The 21336-nt window shown below is 56.1% G+C and carries 18 protein-coding genes, 1 tRNA gene and 3 pseudogenes; 9 read left to right on the top strand and 13 right to left on the bottom strand.

Annotated features, from left to right (window positions below; genetic code table 11):
- Positions 1-24: 24 nt before the first annotated feature.
- Together AC07VU_RS26095 and AC07VU_RS26090 are read left to right on the top strand one after the other, a co-directional pair.
- Complete coding sequence (locus tag AC07VU_RS26095) at positions 25-579, top strand: cytochrome b (protein ID WP_053260432.1); 555 nt, start codon at positions 25-27, stop codon at positions 577-579.
- Between the two features lie 281 nt (positions 580-860).
- A complete protein-coding gene (locus AC07VU_RS26090; protein ID WP_274306264.1) occupies positions 861-2669 on the top strand; it encodes a calcium-binding protein in 1809 nt (602 codons plus the stop codon).
- Between the two features lie 285 nt (positions 2670-2954).
- Here AC07VU_RS26090 and AC07VU_RS26085 read toward each other — a convergent pair whose 3' ends face one another.
- Both AC07VU_RS26085 and AC07VU_RS26080 read right to left on the bottom strand, forming a co-directional pair.
- Positions 2955-3152 carry a hypothetical protein gene (locus tag AC07VU_RS26085; protein ID WP_150049999.1) on the bottom strand — a complete coding sequence of 66 codons (198 nt, stop codon included), beginning with the start codon at positions 3150-3152 and terminating at the stop codon, positions 2955-2957.
- Positions 3153-4025: 873 nt separating this feature from the next.
- Positions 4026-4556: a hypothetical protein gene (locus AC07VU_RS26080; RefSeq protein WP_274306263.1), complete on the bottom strand. Its 531-nt coding sequence runs from the start codon at positions 4554-4556 to the stop codon at positions 4026-4028.
- A 195-nt stretch (positions 4557-4751) separates the two neighbouring features.
- Between AC07VU_RS26080 and AC07VU_RS26075 the strand changes: the two are divergent.
- Positions 4752-5084: pseudogene (locus AC07VU_RS26075) on the top strand (SOS response-associated peptidase family protein); the annotation flags it as partial.
- Here the strand turns inward: AC07VU_RS26075 and AC07VU_RS26070 are convergent.
- Together AC07VU_RS26070 and AC07VU_RS26065 are read right to left on the bottom strand one after the other, a co-directional pair.
- The gene (locus AC07VU_RS26070; protein WP_420801062.1) at positions 5074-5595 is read right to left on the bottom strand and encodes a lysis system i-spanin subunit Rz; all 522 of its coding nucleotides are present in this window, start codon (positions 5593-5595) and stop codon (positions 5074-5076) included. The pseudogene AC07VU_RS26075 and the gene AC07VU_RS26070 sit on opposite strands and share 11 nt — an antisense overlap.
- Entirely contained in the window at positions 5592-6143 is a 552-nt protein-coding gene (locus tag AC07VU_RS26065) for a glycoside hydrolase family 19 protein (RefSeq protein ID WP_123410827.1), read from the bottom strand. Before AC07VU_RS26065 ends, AC07VU_RS26070 begins: the two co-directional genes overlap by 4 nt.
- A gap of 78 nt (positions 6144-6221) precedes the next feature.
- On the opposite strand from AC07VU_RS26065, the gene AC07VU_RS26060 reads away from it, so the two are divergent.
- Together AC07VU_RS26060 and AC07VU_RS26055 are read left to right on the top strand one after the other, a co-directional pair.
- Positions 6222-6962, top strand: coding sequence for an FkbM family methyltransferase (locus AC07VU_RS26060; RefSeq protein WP_277588310.1), 741 nt, complete (start codon positions 6222-6224; stop codon positions 6960-6962).
- A gap of 236 nt (positions 6963-7198) precedes the next feature.
- Positions 7199-8359, top strand: a pseudogene (locus tag AC07VU_RS26055) (IS3 family transposase).
- Positions 8360-8486: 127 nt separating this feature from the next.
- Here the strand turns inward: AC07VU_RS26055 and AC07VU_RS26050 are convergent.
- Positions 8487-9833 carry a phospholipase D family protein gene (locus AC07VU_RS26050; protein ID WP_495030746.1) on the bottom strand — a complete coding sequence of 449 codons (1347 nt, stop codon included), beginning with the start codon at positions 9831-9833 and terminating at the stop codon, positions 8487-8489.
- A gap of 119 nt (positions 9834-9952) precedes the next feature.
- Positions 9953-10252 (bottom strand): annotated as a pseudogene (locus AC07VU_RS26045) (IS66 family transposase); the annotation flags it as partial.
- 322 nt (positions 10253-10574) lie between these two features.
- Between AC07VU_RS26045 and AC07VU_RS26040 the strand changes: the two are divergent.
- Genes AC07VU_RS26040 through AC07VU_RS26025 form a run of 4 tightly spaced genes read left to right on the top strand, consistent with a single transcriptional unit; the run spans position 10575 to position 15980 of the window.
- Positions 10575-12503, top strand: coding sequence for a hypothetical protein (locus AC07VU_RS26040; protein WP_495030745.1), 1929 nt, complete (start codon positions 10575-10577; stop codon positions 12501-12503).
- Positions 12504-12518: 15 nt separating this feature from the next.
- Positions 12519-13727, top strand: coding sequence for a hypothetical protein (locus AC07VU_RS26035; RefSeq protein ID WP_495030744.1), 1209 nt, complete (start codon positions 12519-12521; stop codon positions 13725-13727).
- The gene (locus tag AC07VU_RS26030; RefSeq protein ID WP_495030743.1) at positions 13724-14125 is read left to right on the top strand and encodes a hypothetical protein; all 402 of its coding nucleotides are present in this window, start codon (positions 13724-13726) and stop codon (positions 14123-14125) included. The genes AC07VU_RS26035 and AC07VU_RS26030 overlap by 4 nt, the downstream gene beginning before the upstream one ends.
- Position 14126: 1 nt before the next feature.
- On the top strand, positions 14127-15980 hold the full coding sequence (locus AC07VU_RS26025) for a DEAD/DEAH box helicase (protein ID WP_495030742.1): 1854 nt from the start codon (positions 14127-14129) through the stop codon (positions 15978-15980).
- 401 nt (positions 15981-16381) lie between these two features.
- Here the strand turns inward: AC07VU_RS26025 and AC07VU_RS26020 are convergent.
- From AC07VU_RS26020 to rpmI, 7 genes are all read right to left on the bottom strand, one after another.
- Positions 16382-16458: transfer RNA gene (locus tag AC07VU_RS26020), tRNA-Pro, on the bottom strand.
- 90 nt (positions 16459-16548) lie between these two features.
- Entirely contained in the window at positions 16549-16905 is a 357-nt protein-coding gene (locus AC07VU_RS26015; RefSeq protein ID WP_007920509.1) for a MerR family transcriptional regulator, read from the bottom strand.
- Positions 16886-17188, bottom strand: a complete 303-nt coding sequence (ihfA, locus tag AC07VU_RS26010; RefSeq protein ID WP_002553164.1) for an integration host factor subunit alpha — start codon at positions 17186-17188, stop codon at positions 16886-16888. The genes AC07VU_RS26015 and ihfA overlap by 20 nt, the downstream gene beginning before the upstream one ends.
- Positions 17189-17191: 3 nt before the next feature.
- Positions 17192-19570: a phenylalanine--tRNA ligase subunit beta gene (gene pheT, locus AC07VU_RS26005; protein ID WP_495030741.1), complete on the bottom strand. Its 2379-nt coding sequence runs from the start codon at positions 19568-19570 to the stop codon at positions 17192-17194.
- A gap of 36 nt (positions 19571-19606) precedes the next feature.
- Complete coding sequence (gene pheS / locus AC07VU_RS26000; RefSeq protein ID WP_277588278.1) at positions 19607-20623, bottom strand: phenylalanine--tRNA ligase subunit alpha; 1017 nt, start codon at positions 20621-20623, stop codon at positions 19607-19609.
- Positions 20624-20732: 109 nt separating this feature from the next.
- Positions 20733-21089: a 50S ribosomal protein L20 gene (gene rplT / locus AC07VU_RS25995; protein WP_007905879.1), complete on the bottom strand. Its 357-nt coding sequence runs from the start codon at positions 21087-21089 to the stop codon at positions 20733-20735.
- Between the two features lie 30 nt (positions 21090-21119).
- On the bottom strand, positions 21120-21314 hold the full coding sequence (gene rpmI / locus AC07VU_RS25990; protein WP_002553160.1) for a 50S ribosomal protein L35: 195 nt from the start codon (positions 21312-21314) through the stop codon (positions 21120-21122).
- Between the last annotated feature and the right edge of the window lie 22 nt (positions 21315-21336).

The raw sequence follows: 21336 nt of genomic DNA, 5'->3' as shown, positions 1-21336 counted from the left end.
CGTTCACAACGGCAGATTGTCCCTATGAATGCTTCCTCTTCCTACAGTCTGGCAGCACGGCTTTTCCACTGGAGCATGGCGCTGATCATCATCGGCGCCTGGCTGATCGGTTTTTACTCCGCCAACCTGCGTGGCGATGTGCCCAGGGGCGGCCCGGCGGTCTTCGTGCACAAGGCGATTGCCAGCACCGTGCTGTTCCTGCTGCTTGCCCGGCTCTGCTATCGCTTGACCCACCGCTACCCGGCCATGCCCAGCAGCGTCTCCAGGGCGATGTCCGGTATCGCCCATATCGCCCACGCCCTGCTCTACCTGATCGCCATGTTGGCCGTGCCGCTTTCGGGCTGGTACTGGAGTTCGGTCGCCGGTCACCCGATACCGCTGCTGGGTCTGTTCAACCTGCCGCCCATAGCGCCGGTGGATCAGTCCCGCTACGACCTGGCCATGTGGATACATCGCCTGCTGTCCTGGGGCGCCGGCGCCTTGATCCTGGTCCACGTGCTGGCGGCGTTCAAGCATCACTTCTTCGACAAGGACGACATTCTTGCGCGCATGTTGCTCAGGGTTCGCCGCCGCGGCTGACGCCCGGGCTGGAAGGTAGAGAGGATGGGCGGCTGCAAGCCACCCTCGAGCTAACCAAACTGTAATGACGCCGGATTTATAGCGGCTGGATCGGGCTTTTACTAGGACGATCGTGCCAATGCCCCCCTTGCCTGGCCCACACCCTCCAAATGAATGAGTAGCTTGGGCGCAGATTCCGGAGCGCGCAGTCACCAGGCTCTGAAATCCGAGCGAAGAAGAACAAGAAGACTTCAGCTCTTGTTTTTGTTCATGACTTTTTAGTTTGTGAGGGAAAACGAACCATGGCGATATTCGACTACAAGGGCCAAGACGGCCGCGTGCTGATTTCAGATGCCTGGAACCTGGCCACCTACACCAGCGGCGTAGCGACGGTAGGCGCGCTCTATCACTTGCCCGGGGCGGTCCTGGGCGAAGGCAACACCTTTGTCCTGCCCAAGGGCTGGCGCGAGATCAGCGCCAGCGACCTGGGCATCGACGGCAGCCACCTCGACCTGACAGGCAGCTTCAAGGGCGAAAACGTATCCGGCTCCCAGGCCAAGGTATTCGGCCAATACGACGAGAGCGGCAAGCTGGTGAAAATGGGCTTTTCGATTGCCGGCACCAACTCGCCGATGGACTTGCTGGGATACCCGGCAATGATCGACAACTCCTATATCCACGGCTACGACTACCTGCTCGACTCGATCAAGAACTACGCCACCAGCCATAACCTGACGGGCAAGGATGTGCTGGTCACCGGCTACAGCCAGGGCGGCTCCGTGACCAACAGCATGTACCTGGGCAGGGAAAACCTGGCCGACGGCTTTTTCAAGGATTCGGACTACTTCGGCATGGCGTCGCCAAAGGCCAGCAACAGCGACGGAATCTTCAACTTCGGCTTCGAAAACGACATCGTGCACCGGCTGATCGGCGAACAGACCGACCTGAGCGGCGCCATTCTCGCGGCCCTCAAAGGCAGTGACGCCAGCTACACCTCGACCACCGACAACATCGTGCTGTTCGACACGGTCTACGCTTTGCCCACCTGGCCCAACGGCCCCTTCTCCGTGATCAATCCCAACGGTTGGGTGGCGCACCTGGAAGGCGTTTTCATCAACCCCATCCAGCGCATCGGCCAGTCGACGTTCTACGACTACATCGAGCGTGACAGCACCATCGTCATCAGCAACCTCGACCCGGTCAGCCGCAGCTTTACCTGGGTCAGCGACAAATACTCCCCCACCTCCAACCACTTCGGCACACCGGCCTTTCTCCTCGGCACGGACAGCGCGGACAAGCTGCAGGACGGCAGGAACGACGATTTCCTCGACGGCTTCGCCGGCAACGACAGCTTCAGGGTCAGCACCGGCACCGACATCGTCGCCGGCGGTGTGGGCGACGACAAAGTCTTCCTGCAGGGTACGGTCACCAGTTACGAAGCCGTGCGCCTGAGCGATGGCAGCCTGTTTCTCAACGACACCAATGGGCGTTACGGCCTCAAGGAGCTGCACGACGTCGAGCATGTCGAGTTCGAAGGCCTCCTGGGCCAGGCCTTGACCCCGGCCTTTACCGTGACCGGCAGCAAGCTCGATTTCGAAGGCCTGTTCGGGTCGGACAAGAGCTACGCCAAGGCCACCGAAGGCACGCAGTTGGCAGACCTGCTGAAAGGTACCGCCTCCCGCGACCTGATCTTCGGCCAGGGCGGCGACGATCTTATCGAAGGTGGCGCGGGCAATGACCTGCTGCACGGTGGAAACGGCAACGACACCCTGCTCGGCGGCAGTGGCAATGACGCACTCTACGGCGGCGCGCACAACGACATTCTGGTGGGTGGCCTGGGCAACGACACCCTCAGCGGCGGAGTGGGCAGCGATCTGTTTGTCTTCGACGTGGGCGGCTTCGGCCATGACGTGATCAGCGATTTCAACGTTCACCAGAATGGCTTCGATCAGTTGGTGTTTTCCAAGTCCTTGTTCGCCTCCACGGCCGCCGTCCTCAGCGCCACCAGCCAGCAAGGCAGCGACAGCCTGATCGTGGCGGGAGACAGCAGCATCACCCTGGTCGGCTTCAACCCCGCGCAACTGAGTGCGGACATGATCAGCCTGGTCTGATGCTCGATGGGCACACCCTCCGTTCAGATGAGGGTGCTGCCCGATCAACCTTGGCCATTACAGAAACGAACAGGGCCCACCTTACGGTGGGCCCTTCTTTATTCTCTCGATCCTTCACGTCCCCCCACCTGACCGGTCTCCCATGCGGGTAATCCATCGGCTATCAGCGTCTCAACCTCGCCTGGGGGAAAGACCGGGATGAAAAAGCCCGGCTCTGGGCCGGGCTTTGACAGGAAAGCGTCCTGGATCGTTGACAACTCACTCTTCTGGCACTCGGAGAAAACCTCAGTCGTGCAAAAGGCTCGAACCATACTCGTTATAGCTATTGCCCAGCGCGGAAGCGCCACCGCCGGTATTCAACTTCGTGTAATTGCCGCCGAGCTTGCAGGCATCCGAGAAACAGGAGCGTGTCGTCGTTCCGGAGCACGCACTCAACACCACCGTTGCGGCAATCAACACAACTTTTAAGCCGTTCACCTTCATGTTTAGCATCCCCTGGTCAGAGCTGAGTACCGATGAACCGTAGGCAAATCCATCCTACGCCCTCCTATTGGGGGAACGCATTTAAATGCAGGTATCAACATTGAAATGCTTGAGGAGCGTTTAGCTGGCGCCGGGAAAGCAGACTGCAAAACCAGCAACACAAAATCCCACAAATGAAAAAGCCCAACCTGTGAAGATTGGGCTAAGTCATTGAAAAACATGGTCGGGACGGAGTGATTCGAACACTCGACCCCTAGCACCCCATGCTTGAAAATGCACATAAAGTGCTGATTTTATTGGGCCTTTACCGGCGCTCGCTGCAAACGATGCCGTACCGGCCCCAACCGAATTTCACAAATCCCCGAAAAAGTCCCCACCCTTCTCCGGCGTTCTGCCGACCGAACACAATCTCCCACCACACCTCGTCGCCTAGAACAGCGCTCCGACCATGCCTCAATCACTGAATATAAAAAACAGCTCAAACTTGAAACAGTCCCGTGGAGATCGACTACACCTCTAATTGGCTAGGCCTCCCTCGCCTTTGGAAATATGCAAGCAATCAACCCGCCTGCTAGAGAACTAGATCCAGAAACTCAGCTTGCAACTGCGAAAGGTTCGGGACGAAGAAAGACAAGTTCGCGGGGCGTCTCCGACAGAGGGAGTGCAGAAGCGACGCCCATGCGCCAGAAGATCAGCGATCTCGACGAGATCAAACAGGAGAGAGACAGATGATCTGCGGCAGATGACTGACTTGAAGCCTCAGCCAAAAACGATTGTCTAAGCTATGGACTCAGGTAAGGACTTAACCATGTGCCATATCGCAGCACCGGGAACGACCGCGAGGCCCGGAGATCCTGGCCTCGCGGTAGCAGATCAGTTGTTCCCGCTAACAGTGACATCGGGCCCTGTAGCCGGAACATTTTTCGGCTCAACCGGTCCTAGGGTGAGCGATACAAGAGTCAAACTATTATTTAGGAGTTCCGTACCCTCCCCACTAGTCCTTGTGGCTTGCCACCGAACTTTGGTGTATCCATCAGTGTCAGGCTCACATTGGATTTCTTGACCAGAAGGAACGTTTTTACAAGTGAAACTCATGCTCTCTTGTTGCTTTAAATTGCCCGGATTCTGCCATTGCGCCTTCGCGATCTCCTGCTTTTGATCATTGAGCACACTCCCGAGCTTAATGGTAAAAGAGGCAGATATAACGGTATAGGGCGTATTGTTTTTAAATATTGGAGCAGCGACGGCATTCGTCTCTTTTGGGTAGACCTCAACCATATCCAGACCGAGCTCCAATACACTGGGCAAATCTAACGTGATCAAGATGTCGTTCTGAGTGAAGAGGGTGAAAGTTGTAGCGCTCCCTTGATCTAATTGAGAAACCTTCTTAGCTGACCCAGGCATTTTAATCTCCTTATTTCCATATAATTTAAGTTCCGAATAAGAACTTTTCCATTTTCATGCGAGTCCAATTCTAGATACGCGCTAACAATCCTAGTTGATCACCTCTTCCTGTCAACTTTGTAACTATCGAACAGAAATAACAATTTAGCATCAACCTTATTACCAATAAAAATATGGCTCTGAAGATAGGCTGTACGCCGAGATGGTGCGCCTTCCTTTTACGCCTCAATCGGTCAACTCCCGACCGGTGACAATACGCCCAGTGAGCATGACGGATTCGTCATCATCACTGCCGTCACCCAGGGCGGCATGGTCGACATTCACGATCGGCGGCCGGTTGTCTTGTCCCCGGAACTGGCCCGGGAATGGCTTGACCCGACGACGTCATTGGAGCGCGCCGAACAGATGGTGCTGCACCAGTGCGAACCATCCGAACCATCCGAGACGTTCGAGTGGTTCAAGATCGACCACACCGTGGGCAACTCACGCAACCAGGGGTCCCACTTGATAGCCCCGATCAGCGTGTAAGCGCTCGAACATAGGCCTGGCAAGCCTGCAGGGCGATCAGCCCCCGGTCGCCGTCGTCGGTGATGCTGATAATTCGTTGAGCATGCGCTGGGTCAAGTCGGGCTCTCGGGGCTCCATGAACCACGCCGCCGGTGGTGGGGGTGGCAGGCAGGTTGCTGCAACTGGCTGCATCCGCGGCGTCGACAAGGACTGACAGCCGCAGGTCAGCAGTAGCAAGGCGATCGCGCAGGCGAGCTTGGTCTTTCTGAGCATTGGTCAGCTCCTGGTGGTGGGATTGGTCGGCGGTGGCCAGGCGCTGCTCGAGCGCCAGGCGCTTGGCTTGCTCAGCCTGCTGCTGGGCGCTCGCTGCATTGCTGATCGCGCTCAGATCATCCTGGTGCTGACGGGCAACGTCGGCCAGCTGCTTGCCGTAGCGCCAGTCCTGCACCTTCCAGGCCGCGCCCGCGCCGGCGGCGAGCAGCAGGCCGGCCAATACCAGAGCACCCGCCAGGCGCAACACCGCGGGGCTCACTGCAACACCTCCCGCGCCCGCGCCCAGATCTGCAAGCGGTCCTCCAGCCCGTTCAAACCACCGTTGATGCGGCGAGTGATGCTGTTGAACTGGTCGCGGTCCGCCAGCTCGTTAAGACCGTTCTGCTGCCAGAACCAGGCGGCCGACTCTGCGGCCCACTGTGGCTGCTCCAGCAGCTCAGGCGTCCGCAGCAGGCGTTCATCATCGAACAGTGCAAGACTGCACTGCCGGTAGTTGTTGTGACCAGTGATCTGGATCAGCCCGCGCCCACGGTACTTCTGGCCGTCGCCATCAGCTGCCGGGGTATTGCCCAGCTTTTCAGCCAGCTTGCCCGTGTCGTACTTGCTCAGATACTGGGAGCTGCCCAACTCTCGCACGTACTGCAGCTGGCCGGACTCATGCCCGATCTGAGCAAGGAAAGCCGCTATGCGCTTGGGCGTACTGATTTGCCGACGACTCATGGCCGCGTTGAGCGCTGACACAAAAACGCCGGCTCTGGCGCCGGCGTTCGGGAGGATCTGCAGCAATTGCTGCGATGTGATAGACATTCTTTTCTCCAGGAGGGATTAGACGTACAGTGGCGCTCTGAGGTTTATTCTGTTAAATAAAAAAGGATTGAGTCGCTCATGGAACTAAAGCGCTTATCAGAAGCAGTGATGCATCGATGGAAAACCAAAGAAGTTCATGACACTGATTTTTATGGTTTTACAATAGGCTCAAGACGCATCAACACAATACTTGACATAGGTGCAAATCTTGGCCAAAGCATCATATCCTTCCGAATACTTTTTCCAGATGCGACCATTCACTCGTACGAAGCAAACCCGATACTTATAGAAGAACTAAACAGCCTAGCCAGCGAAGTACCCGGAAACATAGAAATAAACCCTTACGGCTTAGCCGACAAAGGGGGCAGTTTTTATTTAAATATACCATACTCAAACGACGAGGCTTTCATAGAAGAGGCTTCTATCACGGACTCATATTACGAACTAGCTTGGGTTAAGCAAAAATTCTTGGAGCGCGGCGGGCTTACAAGGCTTGAAAAGATCAAATGCGACTTGAGGGTTGGTGATGATTTAAAATTATCTCCTGACCTAATTAAGGTTGACGTCGAAGGTGCCGAATCGATGGTTCTTCGCGGATTAAAAAAAACAATCGAGCGCTCGAAGCCAATAATAATGGTAGAAAACTCAGATTGGCACAATGTGTCCACAATCATGAAGTCATTGGGATATGTCGCACGACGCTATGATCACGATAAAAATAAGTTGTTGCCGATGAATGGACCAACAACAAACACATTCTATATATACCAAGGCCTTAGCCTGACTGATTCCATCAAGAAATTATTATTTCTCAGATAATCCATAAGACTGTATTGGGCACTCTAAGCCGGATGCCCAATACACCGTTGGTTATTAGAGTTACAGTGCCACTTAATCTGGATCGGTGTTTGTCTTGGCTTCCTGTGGCGAGGCAGGCCACTCAATCGTCATCGGATATCCCATCTGCGCTTCGACCTTACTGAGAGCGACTTGTAGTGGTCTAATGAAACCAGACACCCATTTAGGCGAGAATGCTCGCCAGATAGAGGTGTCTGATGACCAAGCAACGTCGTTCCTTTTCCGCTGAGTTCAAACGCGAGGCCGCAGGCCTCGTGCTCGATCAAGGCTATAGCCATATCGAAGCCTGCCGTTCACTCGGGGTTGTCGAGTCCGCGTTGCGTCGCTGGGTTAATCAGCTTCAGCAGGAGCGCACCGGCGTTACTCCGCAGAGCAAGGCGCTGACGCCTGAACAGCAAAAAATCCAGGAACTGGAAGCTCGAATTGCTCGCCTTGAGCGGGAGAAATCCATTTTAAAAAAGGCTACCGCGCTCTTGATGTCGGAAGAACACGAGCGCACGCGCTGATTGATCAGTTGAGTGCACAAGAGCCGGTTGATTGGCTTTGCACAGTCTTTGAAATCACTCGTTCGTGCTACTACGCCCACCGCCTCAGACGTCGAACTCCGAACGTTGAACGACTTCGATTACGCAGTCGAGTCAACGAACTGTTCACGCAAAGTCGCAGCGCTGCCGGCAGCCGCAGTATCGTGTCGATGATGCAGGAAGATGGCGAGCAAATCGGGCGGTTCAAGGTACGTGGCTTGATGCGAGAACTGGAACTAGTCAGCAAACAACCTGGCTCACATGCCTATAAACAAGCGACGGTCGAGCGTCCTGATATTCCGAACACCCTGAACCGGGAGTTTGAGGTACCGGTACCCAATCAGGTCTGGTGTGGCGACATCACCTACATCTGGGCGCAAGGGAAATGGCATTACCTGGCTGTCGTGCTGGATCTCTACGCGCGTCGAATTGTGGGTTGGGCGCTGTCGAACAAGCCGGATGCGGATCTGGTTATCAAGGCGTTGGACATGGCTTACGAACAGCGTGGCAGGCCTCAAGGCCTGCTGTTCCACTCGGATCAGGGGTCGCAATACGGCAGTCGCCAGTTTCGCCAACGGCTCTGGCGTTACCGCATGCGCCAGAGCATGAGCCGCCGGGGAAACTGCTGGGATAATGCGCCGATGGAACGCATGTTTGCAGCCTGAAAACTGAATGGATACCGACCGAGGGCTACATGACAACCCAAGAAGCGCACCGGGACATCAGCCATTTTTGATGCATCGGTACAACTGGATTCGACCGCACCAATTCAACGGCGGACTAGCGCCAGCTCGGGCCGAGAAAAAACTTAACGTCGTGTCCGGGATTAGTTGACCACTACAGTACCGTCTTTCCACTCGTGAGGAGCGCGTGATTTTGCATCGAATCATCCCACCCCTCGCAACTGTGCATCGTCAACCCATTGGCAGGCGCTAGTCGCCTGACATCCCTGCTGTGGAGCTCAATAAACCTTCACATCGTAGCCCAGTGCTCTCAACGCCTTGCTGGTGCGACCGTTGCGCGGTGGGACCACTTCCGGCCGGGCCCAGCCGATCACCTCGGCTAGCGAGTTCAGGCCGTAGCGTGGGATGCTGTACTCCCAGTCGCGCCCAGCATGGTACAGGCGCAACCAGATTTCATTATCTTGCCCTTCGTAGAGCACATGGTGGAGTAGTTTACGAACATCCCATCCCTTGCGGTTGCGCTGACGCAGGATGAGTTCGGCAAAGGGCCGCACACGTGACTCCCTATCCAGCGTTTTCAGCTCAGGAAAGCCAAGCTCGGCGGTTGGCACTTTTATTATGTGCTCCATGGTGGCATGGGTGTTGCGACACAGGACGGCGAATTCCTCACTAGATAGTTCGAGCACCTTACCCTGCGCCAACAACTCACGCACCGCCGGTGCACTCTCATAAAGCGCGTAGTCTTCGTACGATGGCGCTTCCGACAAAGACTTCCACCACCTCAGTTCAACCTCCAGTGCAGCCTGCGGGTTGGCCCGATGGTGTTCGTGGAAGTCCTCGTATGGCTTGCGCTGGGCGTCGCCGACATGATTGTAATAGTAACCATGCAGAAATTGATCGACATGCCAAGCACTTGGAACATCGGCACTCACCCATTTGGGTCGGTAGTCACCCAGTTGTTGCTGGATGCTCTGCAGAATACCGAGCGTTTCTAACCACTCCTGCTTGAAATTGTCCTTGCGTCGGTCAAAGGCGGCCTGCTCTTGGACAAAGCTCGGACCTTCCCATTCGGGATGGCTGCGCTTCTTGCGCGACTCGTCGTAGATGCCCTTGTTCCAGAGGTTGAAGCGCTCCATTTCAGCGATGTAATCCGCCGAAATAGGGATGGTCACTTCCAGTTCACGCAGGTAGTCGAAGAGGTCTTCCAGCTGGTTGTCCATTCCATTGGCGAGCAACTCGTCTGCCGTCAGGAAAACTCCCGCTTCAATATTCGTAAGCCACCCATTATCGGTATGGTTGGCCGAGCCAATATAGGCGCCGTAACCTTTCCACCAAATAACCTTGGGGTGAAAGCGGTCGGGGACAAAACGCGTAAACACATTGTCTTTCTGATGCTTGAACAGGCGCTTAAGCAGCTCCACCGAAACGGGCACAGTGTGGTCGTAGCGCATCCATAGGTCCAGACGCAGCTTGTTATCGACGCAATGGCCGACCAGGTCCTGGGTGATATCGGATGCACTACTACCATAGGCCACGGCAGCCAACACGCCATCCACCTCGACATCGGCTCCAGGTAATAGGTCGCGCAGGTGTACCCCATTAATTCGATTGGCGATCAGTTTCATGTCGACTCCTTTCAACGTATTGCAATGGACGATGGGCACACGACGCTACTATATCCGTTCAATCACGAATTGAGCGGTAAGCGTCCGGTCAACTCACCTTGCGCAAGTCAGTTCGGTATTTACCGACGCGGTAGCAACTGAGCAATCTCACTTGCTCGCTGCGTTGGCAGGCGCGTAAGCACATCCTTGAGATAAGCATACGGGTCATGCCCATTGATGCGCGCTAACTGGATCAGGCTCATGATCGCAGCCGCCCGCTTGCCGCTGCGTAGCGACCCAGCAAACAACCAGTTCGACCGCCCAAGCGCCCACGGCCGGATCAAGTTCTCGATCTGGTTCTTGTCGATGGGAACAGCACCATCCTCGAGTTAGCGCGTCAGCGATACCCAGCGTTTAAGACCGTAATCCAGGGCCTTGGCCATACATGCTTCTGAGAAGCATCTGATCGTCTAATCCCTCCCGATCTTCAAGAATGGCTACTGAAGGATTCGCATCATCGCGATCCGTCAAAGGGCGGGCTCGCCATCCACAACATCCCCCGCTTGCCCCGCTGCAACCGCCATCGCTGCTGGGACTTATTCGATAGTAGGCGCATACCTTTTGCTAGCCTGAATGGCCTTTCGACATCACTTTCGTGATAAACCTCTCAAGGAACGTGCATCGCCGCCGATGCGCTCGGATTGGACTGTCTGAATGCAGACCAGGCGCAACCTCGGCGACCTATCTGAAGGATGAGATGACATGGACATGAAAGAGCCCCTCGAACAGGGTGTTCTCTATGCGCAGGCTGGCTTAAACGAACTGCAGAACCAGTTCCTGACCAATACATTGGATCAGTACTCGGTGATGCTCAAGCAATCGATCACGAGAAAAGACGGTGAGTATGCAAACTGGGCTCTGGACAAACAGCAGGGTCGAATCGCAGAAGCTCACCATGCGGGCTCGTACAACATCGAAGCAGCCGGCAAAGGTGCCAACAACCACCGAGCCACGTTGGACGTAGGGCGACACAATGACCCAGTCACCGACATCCGCATCAACACCCCCGATGGTTCCAAGGACTACCAGCTAAAGTTCTACAAGACTGCCAAGAAAAGCACCAAAGCCATCAACCATGGTGACTACCAGGACGTAGGCAAAATCGTCCCGGAGGAGCAGCTCGCTGACGCCCGAGTTGTTGCCAAAGACGAGGCAGCCAACAACGCCCAGAAACGGCCCGAGGTCAGCAAGAACTACAAAAAGACCGCAGAAACCCTGGATGACTCGATCCACTCGGACGATCGCCTTGACATCAAGAGCAAGCCACTCAAGCGCCGCGGTAAAGGCAGCTCTGAGGAACTCGTCAAAGAGACCACCGAAAAAGACAAAGGCCCTGAATACGCAGAAAAAGACCGCGTGCGCGCTGAGTTCAATCGCATGCAGTACGCGAATGCAGCTAAGGCTGGAGCAATCGGCGGGGCCACGCTAAGCGCAGCTTCCGAGCTACTTGGCATCATGCGCAGCGATGAGCACCTCACGATGGAGCAGTGCTATGAGGCAGCCGAGCGCATTGTTCTGAGCTCGATCAAGGGGGCCGGCAATGCCATTCTGGTCACCGGCATTCAGCACCTTGGCCAGAACCTGATCGACAGCGCCTCGCACACCGTACTCAAGAACGCAGGCGGCCACCTGATTAAAGGCAACATAGCTTCGGCTGTCGCCAACATCGCGGTGAGCCTCGGCCAGAACATCTACAAGTTCTCGCGAGGCGAAATCGACAGCTTGGAGTTCGGTGGCTCAATGATCAGCACCACGGTATCGGTGGTGGGCGGATCCTTGGCGTACAGCGCAGGCACCGCGACGGCGACCTTCCTGGGCCAATGGGTGGCCTCCGAGATCGCCTCCACAGCTCTGTTTGGCACCACACTTGGAGCCCTTGGCCCCATTGCGCTGGGCGCCGTATTCTCGATTGGGTTCTCCTTCGCTGTCTCTGCTTATGTTGGCCACTTCGCCGGCCAAGGTAAAAAACTGGCGATGGAGGACATGCAGGCTGCGATGTCCCAGCTCACCAACGGCTCAATCAACCTGTCGCAGTACGCGGGGTTGGTCGGAACGATGTCCGAGTTCAAGTTCGAGTGGAAGGACATGCTGCCGTTTTCCGGCAGTATCTCGGTGTTCTCGGAATACCGTGCTCGCAAAGGTCAGCTTATAGCCGTGCAGAAGCAGATCGAGAAGCAGATCGCCAGCCTACCTTCCCAAGAGGCTGAATCCCTCTATCAGCTTAAGGCCAGCTACCAGCAGAAAATTCTGCAGATCGAGGAGGACTACGAGCGTCAGCGCCAAGAGATCACTTGGCAGGCGGGTGAGCGCTATCAGATGTTGAGCAAAGACCTGAATGCTCACCTGGAGCTTCAGTTCCTCCTGTTCACCCCAATCAAGAACACCCTTCTCGGCGAGCGCAAAGCGCTCCAGGCTGCCGGTACCGAACAGCAACTCGAACAGGCGCGCATGGACGCCTATCGCGAGGAGCTCAAAGCGCTGCAGCAATCCCTTGAAGCGACTGCATTCGAGGGTGGTGACACCGACAAAATCGCACGGACGATGCTGGCCACGATCGATGTCCGTCTCACGGACGTGCTGCCTGAGCAGACGTCGTGGGACCAGGCCTACGAATTTTTTGTGCGCCCGTAGTGCAAGGAGCCCAGAATGCTAAAGAAACTTGTCCATTACTTCACCAGCCGTAGCCTGGATAAACATCTGCAAAAAACGCAGTGCATGATCGATGAGTATGAGCGCGAAGCCGCGGCTAGTCAGGCCCGGGTTAAAGCTCAAGCCGACGCGTACAAATTGCAGATCCAACAGCTCGCCAAGCTGCGCGAGGAAGAGCTCAAGCAGTACGTTGAGTTCCTCAACGATCACATCGAGAAGACCACGGACTACATCGACCACCTCAAAGACCTCCCGCAGGCTATGTTCCTGTGTATCGAGGCATGGTTGCGCAAGAACATCAGCGAGCTGCGCTGGAATCTTGAGCGAGACAAAATCCAGGTCATCCGATCCACGATTTCGTACCTAGATGAGCTCAATCAAGAGATGATCCGGCTTTCGCGCGCCGAGGAACGCCACACCTGGCAAGCACAAATTGCGAATCGTCCGCCTCGCGTCACAACCCCGGAGATCACCAAGTTCGTCAAACAGTTTGCAAGAGATGCCAAGTCCGATGCCAAGGACTATGAGCGCGATCTGAGCCGTATCAAAAGCTATCAAAGCAAGCTGCGAAAGCAGCTAAGTGACCTCCGAATTTCCACCTCCACGCTCAAGGCAGAGAAGGAACGAAACAGTGAGCAACACCAGCTCGTGAGGCAGCGTGTGAAGCTCCTCTACGAGCAGTGCGGTACCAAATTCAGAGAACTGCAGGATATCTTCGAAAACTACTATCAGTTCTCGGATAGCGAGTCGCCTCTGGCCAACCTATGGATTTCGCAAATGCCCAATGGCGGTACGCTTAGGGAAATCAATCAGGTGCTCATCGATACCAGGCCCGATTGGGAAGACGCCAAACGCAGAACATCAGAGCTCAATCATCGTAAAGCGATTATCCAAACGCGCATCAAGTGGGCTCATGACTTTCAAGAGTTTTCCACACTCGACGCGGACAAGGTAGCGCGCTCGGAGATTTTCCATTCGCTGGCAGCCGCTCGCGAACACCAGGACAACTTCTACGCAGCCCGCCAGGTGTTCACATCTCGCCGCGATGAAATCAAGAAACTCATGGGATGGATCAACGACCTGCACCCCTCAAAAACTATCGAGCAGGTATTCACCCTGCTCGCGCGCAATGACGCAGGCATTTACTGGCCAGCGATCGGCCTGGCAACCAAATCAGTACGTCACCCAGCAAGGAGGCAACAGTGAGCACATCAAGCACAACGCGCGTGAAGCTGAGCTTCCAATGGGGCGCCTGGCAATTCCGGGAGTGCTTCATCGGTATTTCCGAGGCCGTGCGACTGGGCTACGCCACTAACGATGAGTTGATCAACGCCCTACCTCAATTTACGGTCAACCGCCTCGTCCTGGGTTTGGACAAACTGCTCGCAGCAGAGATGGCCCACATCAACATGGGCACGCTCTCCATCGATGATGACATGCGCATCGTCGAGGCACTCGCGGCTGGCCAGGTGCTTGAGTTGCCGCTAAGCATCGAACAGCTGGAACGAAACGATCCACTGATGAGCAAGATTCTGATGGGCATTGGCGTACGTAACCCAGCGGGTGCATTGGCGCTCTTGAAGCCTAAAGTCGAGGGGGTTTGAGATGACATCTAAAGAGCACTTCAACGAGAGCGACCTAAGCACGTCCCCCTCTCCTGTCTCACCGGCACCAGACCTCATCGACCACATAGACGACTGGCTGGAGTACCTGGTCAAGCTTGTCGAGATCACAGCCGATCCTATCACCCGCGCAAAGTATGAACGGCAGATCAGGTACGTCCTCAGATTCCGCAGTGGTGCCAACTGCAACGTCGCTCACAACAACACCTTGGCCAAGTATTACACCGAGGCGGCAGGATCCGGAGTCGATACATCGGGCAGCAAGTCAGCTGAGAAAACCCGCGCTACCGATCGCAAAACGAAGGTAGGTGCTGAGCTTGCCGAACTGGGCCTGCACGATTCGATGGCCATCCACGCCACAGCACCGGTGCAGGAGTGCTACCTGGCTGACACCTATGCCTACTCCCAAATCCAGAAAGCCCTGGCTTGCGAAGACATCTTCTTCCTCCAAGGGCCTCCCGGTACCGGTAAAACCACCGCAATCGTGGAGATCATCCTCCAGACCCTGCGCAGCAAACCCGACGCGCGAATCCTCATCAGCTCTGAAACACACGTCGCGGTCGACAACGCCCTTGATCGTCTGACCACTCACCTTTCAGTTGCCGATATGTCCATGGTGATGCGCTACCCACGCTTCATGGTCTCCACCTTGGAAAACCCAGCCTCCATCGAAGTCCAAGCGCTTGATCGGGCTGATGCCGTATGGAGAGATGCGTGGGAGAAAGCGCCGGAGCTCACAGAGCGTTTGTGGCAAAAGCTGGATCGCGGACGCACGAACAGCGATGGGAGCATCGAGCTTCCCCGGTGGTTGGTGCGCAACCTCGCCGACCGGCATCAGATCATCGGCGTGACCTGCAACCAGGTGGATCACTTCGTCGACAAGGACAGTGACATGTTCGACCTGGCCATTGTCGATGAGTGCTCCAAAGCCACCCTGCCCGAGTGGCTCATGGCACTCGCAGTGGCTCGCAAGTGCGTGCTGGTGGGCGACCACAAGCAGTTGCCACCGACCTTTTGCAAAGAAGAGTCTTCAGCCCTCTCGGCACTCGACAAGGCCCAGGAGAAGCTCATCAGAGGCGGCGTCATCGAGCGCATCTTCGAGAATTTCCCCGAGCACATGAAAGGCACGCTGCTCAAGCAGTACCGGATGCTGCCAGAGATCGGCAAATTCATCTCCAAGCACTTCTACAACAACGGCCTCGACCACAGCCGCACGGAAGGTAATGGCCTGTTCGAGCACTTCGCCTGGCTGACCTACGACTCCAAGGGGTACTTCGTCCCCCCTGAACGCGGAGAAGAGGAAAAGACATTGATCAACCAGCGCGAGATTCAGATCATCCTTGATCGCCTGAAGACGATGTGTAAGCAAATCAGCGAAGCAAAGTCTGCTGTGATTGCTGAGGCCTCAGCCCGCGGCGATACCGTGGGCTCTGGTGATGTGATGATGGATGCCAGCACCACCGTTCTTCAAAGCGAAGAGTCCAAGCCCTACTTCAGCGACGGCAAGCGGCTGGGCGTAGCCGTGATCACGCCGTACCGCGCACAGTGCAGGCAGCTCAAGCTCGCCCTGGGCAAACTCGATTTCCGCGAGCACCTGACAATCGAGGTGGATACCGTCGATGCGTTCCAAGGGCGTCAGGCTGACGTCGTCTTCTTCTCGTTCGTGCGTACCGTCGGGCCCGCCACGTTCTATGCAGACGACCGACGCATGAATGTCGCCATCTCCCGGGCCAGAGACTGTGTCTACCTGGTGGGAAGCATCGAATACATCCGAAGCAAGAGGCTGCCGGCACTGACAGCGCTTGTGGGAAGACCGGTGATTTCTATGGTTGGATGAATCAGGCCGCGCAAGCCTCGCTCTCAGCGGCAGCCTACCCTGGTCACGCGGCTTCAGGTGGATCGATAGGGGGCTGAGAGTTTGAATGGATAAGCTTCGAGCCCCAGACCTTCTAGCCCCGATTTGCTGACATTTCGTCTTATGGGGCTATTGGAACTTCTTGGTTAGCGCAGCCCCCCCCAACAGTCAAAACTGGAGACTGCTGAAGAGTCGTCAATTAGTTCCCCTCATAACCTCCACCGCCGAACTTACTGCGGGGGACATTGGCGCCCAAAAATCTCGCGTCCACTTTCTTCGAAGCAGACGATGATTCCATCCAAAGCCAGTCGTTTCGTAGGAGTAAAAACCTTTAAAAATAAAAAGGGGTCGCGAGATAAAATCTCGCAACCCCTTGAATTATATGGTCGGGACGGAGTGATTCGAACACTCGACCCCTAGCACCCCATGCTAGTGCGCTACCGGACTGCGCTACGCCCCGACTAGGCGTGTTACTGGGTTTGCTTCTTAACGAAGCGTTCAAGAATATATCGCAAGCTTTTGAAATATGGAAGTATTTTAAAGGCTGAAATTATTTCTTGAGTACTACCAGAACGTCCTCCAGTTCGGAGATCATCTGACGGATCAATTGCTTGTACTGGGTGGTGTCGTCTTTGGCTTCATCACCGGAAAGGCGCAGGCGTGCTCCACCGATGGTGAACCCCTGATCATACAGCAACGCGCGGATCTGCCGGATCATCAGCACATCCTGGCGCTGATAATACCGGCGATTTCCGCGGCGCTTGACGGGGTTGAGTTGAGGAAACTCCTGCTCCCAATAACGCAGCACATGCGGCTTGACCGCACAGAGCTCGCTGACTTCACCGATGGTGAAGTAGCGCTTGCCCGGAATGACCGGGAGCTCGTCGTTATGACTTGGTTCCAGCATAAGCCTCAACTCGGGCCTTCAACTTCTGCCCTGGACGAAAGGTGACCACACGGCGTGCCGTGATCGGGATTTCTTCACCCGTCTTCGGGTTGCGGCCAGGTCGCTGGCGTTTATCCCGAAGATCGAAGTTACCGAAACCGGACAGTTTGACCTGTTCGTTGTCTTCGAGAGCGTGCCTGATTTCCTCAAAAAACAGCTCGACCAATTCCTTGGCCTCACGTTTATTCAGGCCCAGCTCTTCGTAGAGACGTTCGGCCATTTCAGCTTTCGTCAGAGCCCCCATACGTCACTTCCTTAACGTGGCGTTCAACCTTTGTTCGAGCGAGGTGAGGATATTTTGCGTCGTGGAGTTCACCTCATCGTCATTAAGAGTGCGCGATGGATGCTGCCAGGTCAAGCCAACTGCAAGGCTTTTTCTATGAGGATCAATGCCTTTACCCTGGTACACGTCAAACAACCTGAGGTCTGTCAGCCATTCGCCTGCATTCTCACGGATTACATCCAGTACCGCACTGGCAGCGACATCGCGATCAGCCAGCAAGGCCAAGTCACGACGTACTTCAGGAAAGCGCGACAACTCACGGAATTCAGGCATTTTTCCCGAGGCTACTTCGGCCAGAACCAGCTCGAAAACGAAGACCGGACGGTCGAGACCGAGGGTTTTCGACAATTCAGGGTGGATAGCGCCAATATAACCAACCAGACGACCTTCACGCTCGATGCGCGCGGTTTGACCCGGGTGCAACGCAGGGTGCTTGCCAGGCGCGAAAGTGAACGCATCGAGTGCACCGGCAAAACCCAGCACCGCTTCCACATCAGCCTTGACGTCGAAGAAGTCCACAACATCGCGGCCTTGTGCCCAGCCTTCCGGCAGACGGGTACCGCATACCACACCGGCCAGCATCGGCTCTTGCTTCAAGCCTTCCAGTTGACCGACGAAACGCAGACCGCTCTCAAACAGACGGACACGGTCCTGCTGGCGGTTCAGGTTGTGCTGAAGCGCCTTGACCAGCCCCGGCCACAGCGAGGAACGCATGGCAGCCATGTCGTTGGAAATCGGGTTGGCCAGCAACAGCGGCTCGACTCCCGGATTAAACAACTCGAACTGTTTCGGATCGATGAAGCTGTAAGTAATAGCTTCCTGATAACCGCGGGCCACCAGCAAACGACGCAGCTCAGGCAGATCGCTACGAGCTTCGGCTTTGGCTTGTGGAGCCAGACGCGCCTGAGGGTAGCGAACCGGTAGGCGGTTGTAACCGTACAGGCGAGCCAGTTCTTCGATCAGATCGACTTCCAGGCTGATATCAAAGCGATGGCTTGGCACCTCAACGCGCCACTGCCCTGCTCCATCGGCGGAAATCTTCAGACCCAGAGCACCGAGCAGACGCTCGACTTCTGCCGCTTCGATTTCCATGCCCAGCATCTGGGTGATGCGCTCGGCACGCAAAGTGACCGGAGCGATCGAAGGCAGGTGCTGCTCGCTGACTGCTTCAATGATCGGGCCAGCTTCGCCACCAGTAATCTCCAGCAACAAGCCGGTGGCGCGCTCCATGGCTTCACGGGCCAATTGCCAGTCCACACCACGCTCGTAGCGATGCGAGGCGTCGGTGTGCAGGCCATAGGAACGGGCTTTACCAGCGACAGCGATCTGGTCGAAGAAGGCACTTTCCAGGAAAACGTCGCGGGTAGTTGCCGCTACACCGCTGTGCTCGCCGCCCATGACACCGGCAATCGCCAGGGCACGGGTATGGTCGGCGATAACCAGGGTATCGCTGCGCAGGGCCACTTCCTGGCCGTCGAGCAAGACCAGCTTCTCGCCCTCTTCGGCCATCCGCACACGGATGCCACCGTTGATTTCGGCGAGGTCGAAAGCATGCAGCGGTTGCCCCAGTTCCAGCATCACGTAGTTGGTGATGTCTACGGCCGCATCGATGCTGCGTACATCAGCGCGACGCAGACGCTCGACCATCCACAGCGGGGTCGGCTTGGACAGATCAACATTACGGATAACCCGGCCCAGATAACGCGGGCAAGCTGCGGGCGCCAACACTTCAACCGGACGCACTTCATCGTGCGCAGGTGCCACGGATAGCACCACCGGACGGGCAACAGGCGCTGCGTAGAGCGCGCCGACTTCACGGGCGAGCCCCGCCAGCGACAGGCAGTCACCGCGGTTAGGAGTCAGGTCAACTTCAATGCTGGCATCGTCCAGTTCCAGGTACTCACGGAAATCCTTGCCTACCGGCGCATCGGCCGGCAATTCCATCAGACCGTCATTGCCCTCTCCCACCTGCAGTTCTGCCTGGGAGCACAGCATGCCGTTCGACTCGACACCGCGTAGCTTGGCCTTCTTGATCTTGAAGTCGCCAGGCAGCTCCGCGCCGATCATGGCGAAAGGGATCTTCAGGCCCGGACGCACGTTTGGCGCACCGCACACGACCTGGAAGGTTTCCGCACCATTGCTGACCTGGCAAACACGCAGTTTGTCAGCATCTGGGTGTTGCTCGGTGCTCAGCACCTCGCCCACCACCACACCACTGAAAACACCGGCGGCCGGCGTTACGCTATCGACCTCAAGACCGGCCATCGACAGACGAGCAACCAGCTCGTCGCGACTTACCTGCGGGCTTACCCAGCCACGCAGCCATTGTTCACTGAATTTCATCCTGCTCTCCTGAAAGATTCGTTACGGGCGTGCGACCTAGCGAAATTGCGCGAGGAACCGCAAGTCGTTGTCGAAGAACAGGCGCAAGTCATTCACGCCGTAACGCAGCATGGCCAGACGCTCGGCGCCCATGCCGAAGGCAAAGCCCTGGAACTCTTCCGGATCGATCCCGGACATGCGCAGCACGTTCGGGTGAACCATGCCGCAGCCCATGACTTCCAGCCATCCGGTCTGCTTGCAGACACGGCAGCCCTTGCCGCTGCACATCACACATTCCATGTCGACTTCAGCGGACGGCTCGGTGAACGGGAAGTACGAAGGACGGAAGCGCACTGCCAGTTCTTTTTCGAAGAACACCCGCAGGAACTCTTCGATGGTTCCCTTGAGGTCGGCGAAATTGATGTCGCGATCGATCAGCAGGCCTTCGACCTGGTGGAACATCGGCGAGTGGGTGATATCGGAGTCGCTACGGTACACACGGCCTGGGCAGACGATGCGGATCGGCGGCTGCTGCGATTCCATGGTGCGGACCTGTACCGGCGAGGTATGGGTGCGCAACAGCATGTTCGCGTTGAAATAGAAGGTGTCATGCATCGAACGGGCCGGGTGGTGGCCTGGGATGTTGAGCGCCTCGAAGTTGTGATAGTCGTCTTCGACCTCAGGGCCTTCGGCGATGCCGTAGCCGATATGAGTGAAGAACTGTTCAATACGTTCCAGAGTCCGGGTCACAGGATGCAGACCGCCGGAGACCTGGCCACGGCCAGGCAGGGTCACATCGATGGACTCAGCGGACAGTTTGGCAGCCAGCTCGGCTTCTTCAAACAAAGCCTTACACGTATTGAGAGCCTCTGTAACACGCTCCTTGGCAACGTTGATCAGGGCGCCGACCTGCGGGCGCTCCTCTGCCGGCAAATTCCCCAGGGTCTTCATCACCTGAGTCAATTCACCCTTCTTGCCAAGGTACTGAACCCGGATTTGCTCCAGGGCATTGATGTCTTCAGCGCTTTGCACAGCCTCTAGTGCTTGAGAGACCAGCGCATCCAGGTTTTCCATGTACAGACTCCAGATACAAAATAGGGGAAGAGCTTGTAGGCTCTTCCCCTATTTATGACGTTTAACACCTGGGCCCACAGAGGTGAGCCCGGGTGACTGTCGGGGGTACTTAAGCCAGAGTGGCTTTAGCTTTCTCGACAATCGCAGCAAACGCCGCTTTTTCGTTCACTGCCAGATCAGCCAGAACCTTACGGTCGATCTCGATGGACGCTTTTTTCAGGCCGGCGATGAAACGGCTGTAGGACAGACCGTTGATACGAGCACCAGCGTTGATACGAGCGATCCACAGAGCGCGGAACTGACGTTTTTTCTGACGACGGTCGCGGTAGGCGTATTGGCCTGCCTTGATTACCGCTTGCTTGGCAACACGGAATACGCGGGAGCGCGCGCCGTAGTAGCCTTTAGCAAGTTTCAGAATTTTTTTGTGACGTTTACGGGCAATGACGCCACGCTTTACACGAGCCATGAGTTACTTCCTCTATTCTTGATCCAAAAATTAACGAAGGCGCAGCATGCGCTCGACTTTTGCCACGTCAGACGGATGCAGCAAGCTGCTACCGCGCAGTTGACGCTTACGCTTGGTCGACATTTTGGTCAGGATGTGGCTCTTGAAAGCGTGCTTGTGCTTGATACCGTTAGCAGTTTTCAGAAACCGCTTAGCAGCACCACTTTTGGTTTTCATCTTTGGCATGTTCGGATACTCCGCATTCAGT

Source organism: Pseudomonas sp. GW821-FHT02B10 (genome assembly GCF_059421865.1).
Note: the sequence above shows the minus strand (reverse complement) of the source record. Positions and strands in the feature narration are given on the sequence as shown.

What these genes read in the sequence shown, in the direction of transcription:
- AC07VU_RS26095 (WP_053260432.1), top strand. Translation starts at nt 25, where the DNA reads ATGAATGCTTCCTCTTCCTACAGTCTGGCAGCACGGCTTTTCCACTGG.
- AC07VU_RS26090 (WP_274306264.1), top strand. Translation starts at nt 861, where the DNA reads ATGGCGATATTCGACTACAAGGGCCAAGACGGCCGCGTGCTGATTTCA.
- AC07VU_RS26085 (WP_150049999.1), bottom strand. Translation starts at nt 3,152, where the DNA reads ATGAAGGTGAACGGCTTAAAAGTTGTGTTGATTGCCGCAACGGTGGTG.
- AC07VU_RS26080 (WP_274306263.1), bottom strand. Translation starts at nt 4,556, where the DNA reads ATGCCTGGGTCAGCTAAGAAGGTTTCTCAATTAGATCAAGGGAGCGCT.
- AC07VU_RS26065 (WP_123410827.1), bottom strand. Translation starts at nt 6,143, where the DNA reads ATGTCTATCACATCGCAGCAATTGCTGCAGATCCTCCCGAACGCCGGC.
- AC07VU_RS26060 (WP_277588310.1), top strand. Translation starts at nt 6,222, where the DNA reads ATGGAACTAAAGCGCTTATCAGAAGCAGTGATGCATCGATGGAAAACC.
- AC07VU_RS26050 (WP_495030746.1), bottom strand. Translation starts at nt 9,833, where the DNA reads ATGAAACTGATCGCCAATCGAATTAATGGGGTACACCTGCGCGACCTA.
- AC07VU_RS26040 (WP_495030745.1), top strand. Translation starts at nt 10,575, where the DNA reads ATGGACATGAAAGAGCCCCTCGAACAGGGTGTTCTCTATGCGCAGGCT.
- AC07VU_RS26035 (WP_495030744.1), top strand. Translation starts at nt 12,519, where the DNA reads ATGCTAAAGAAACTTGTCCATTACTTCACCAGCCGTAGCCTGGATAAA.
- AC07VU_RS26025 (WP_495030742.1), top strand. Translation starts at nt 14,127, where the DNA reads ATGACATCTAAAGAGCACTTCAACGAGAGCGACCTAAGCACGTCCCCC.
- AC07VU_RS26015 (WP_007920509.1), bottom strand. Translation starts at nt 16,905, where the DNA reads ATGCTGGAACCAAGTCATAACGACGAGCTCCCGGTCATTCCGGGCAAG.
- ihfA (WP_002553164.1), bottom strand. Translation starts at nt 17,188, where the DNA reads ATGGGGGCTCTGACGAAAGCTGAAATGGCCGAACGTCTCTACGAAGAG.
- pheT (WP_495030741.1), bottom strand. Translation starts at nt 19,570, where the DNA reads ATGAAATTCAGTGAACAATGGCTGCGTGGCTGGGTAAGCCCGCAGGTA.
- pheS (WP_277588278.1), bottom strand. Translation starts at nt 20,623, where the DNA reads ATGGAAAACCTGGATGCGCTGGTCTCTCAAGCACTAGAGGCTGTGCAA.
- rplT (WP_007905879.1), bottom strand. Translation starts at nt 21,089, where the DNA reads ATGGCTCGTGTAAAGCGTGGCGTCATTGCCCGTAAACGTCACAAAAAA.
- rpmI (WP_002553160.1), bottom strand. Translation starts at nt 21,314, where the DNA reads ATGCCAAAGATGAAAACCAAAAGTGGTGCTGCTAAGCGGTTTCTGAAA.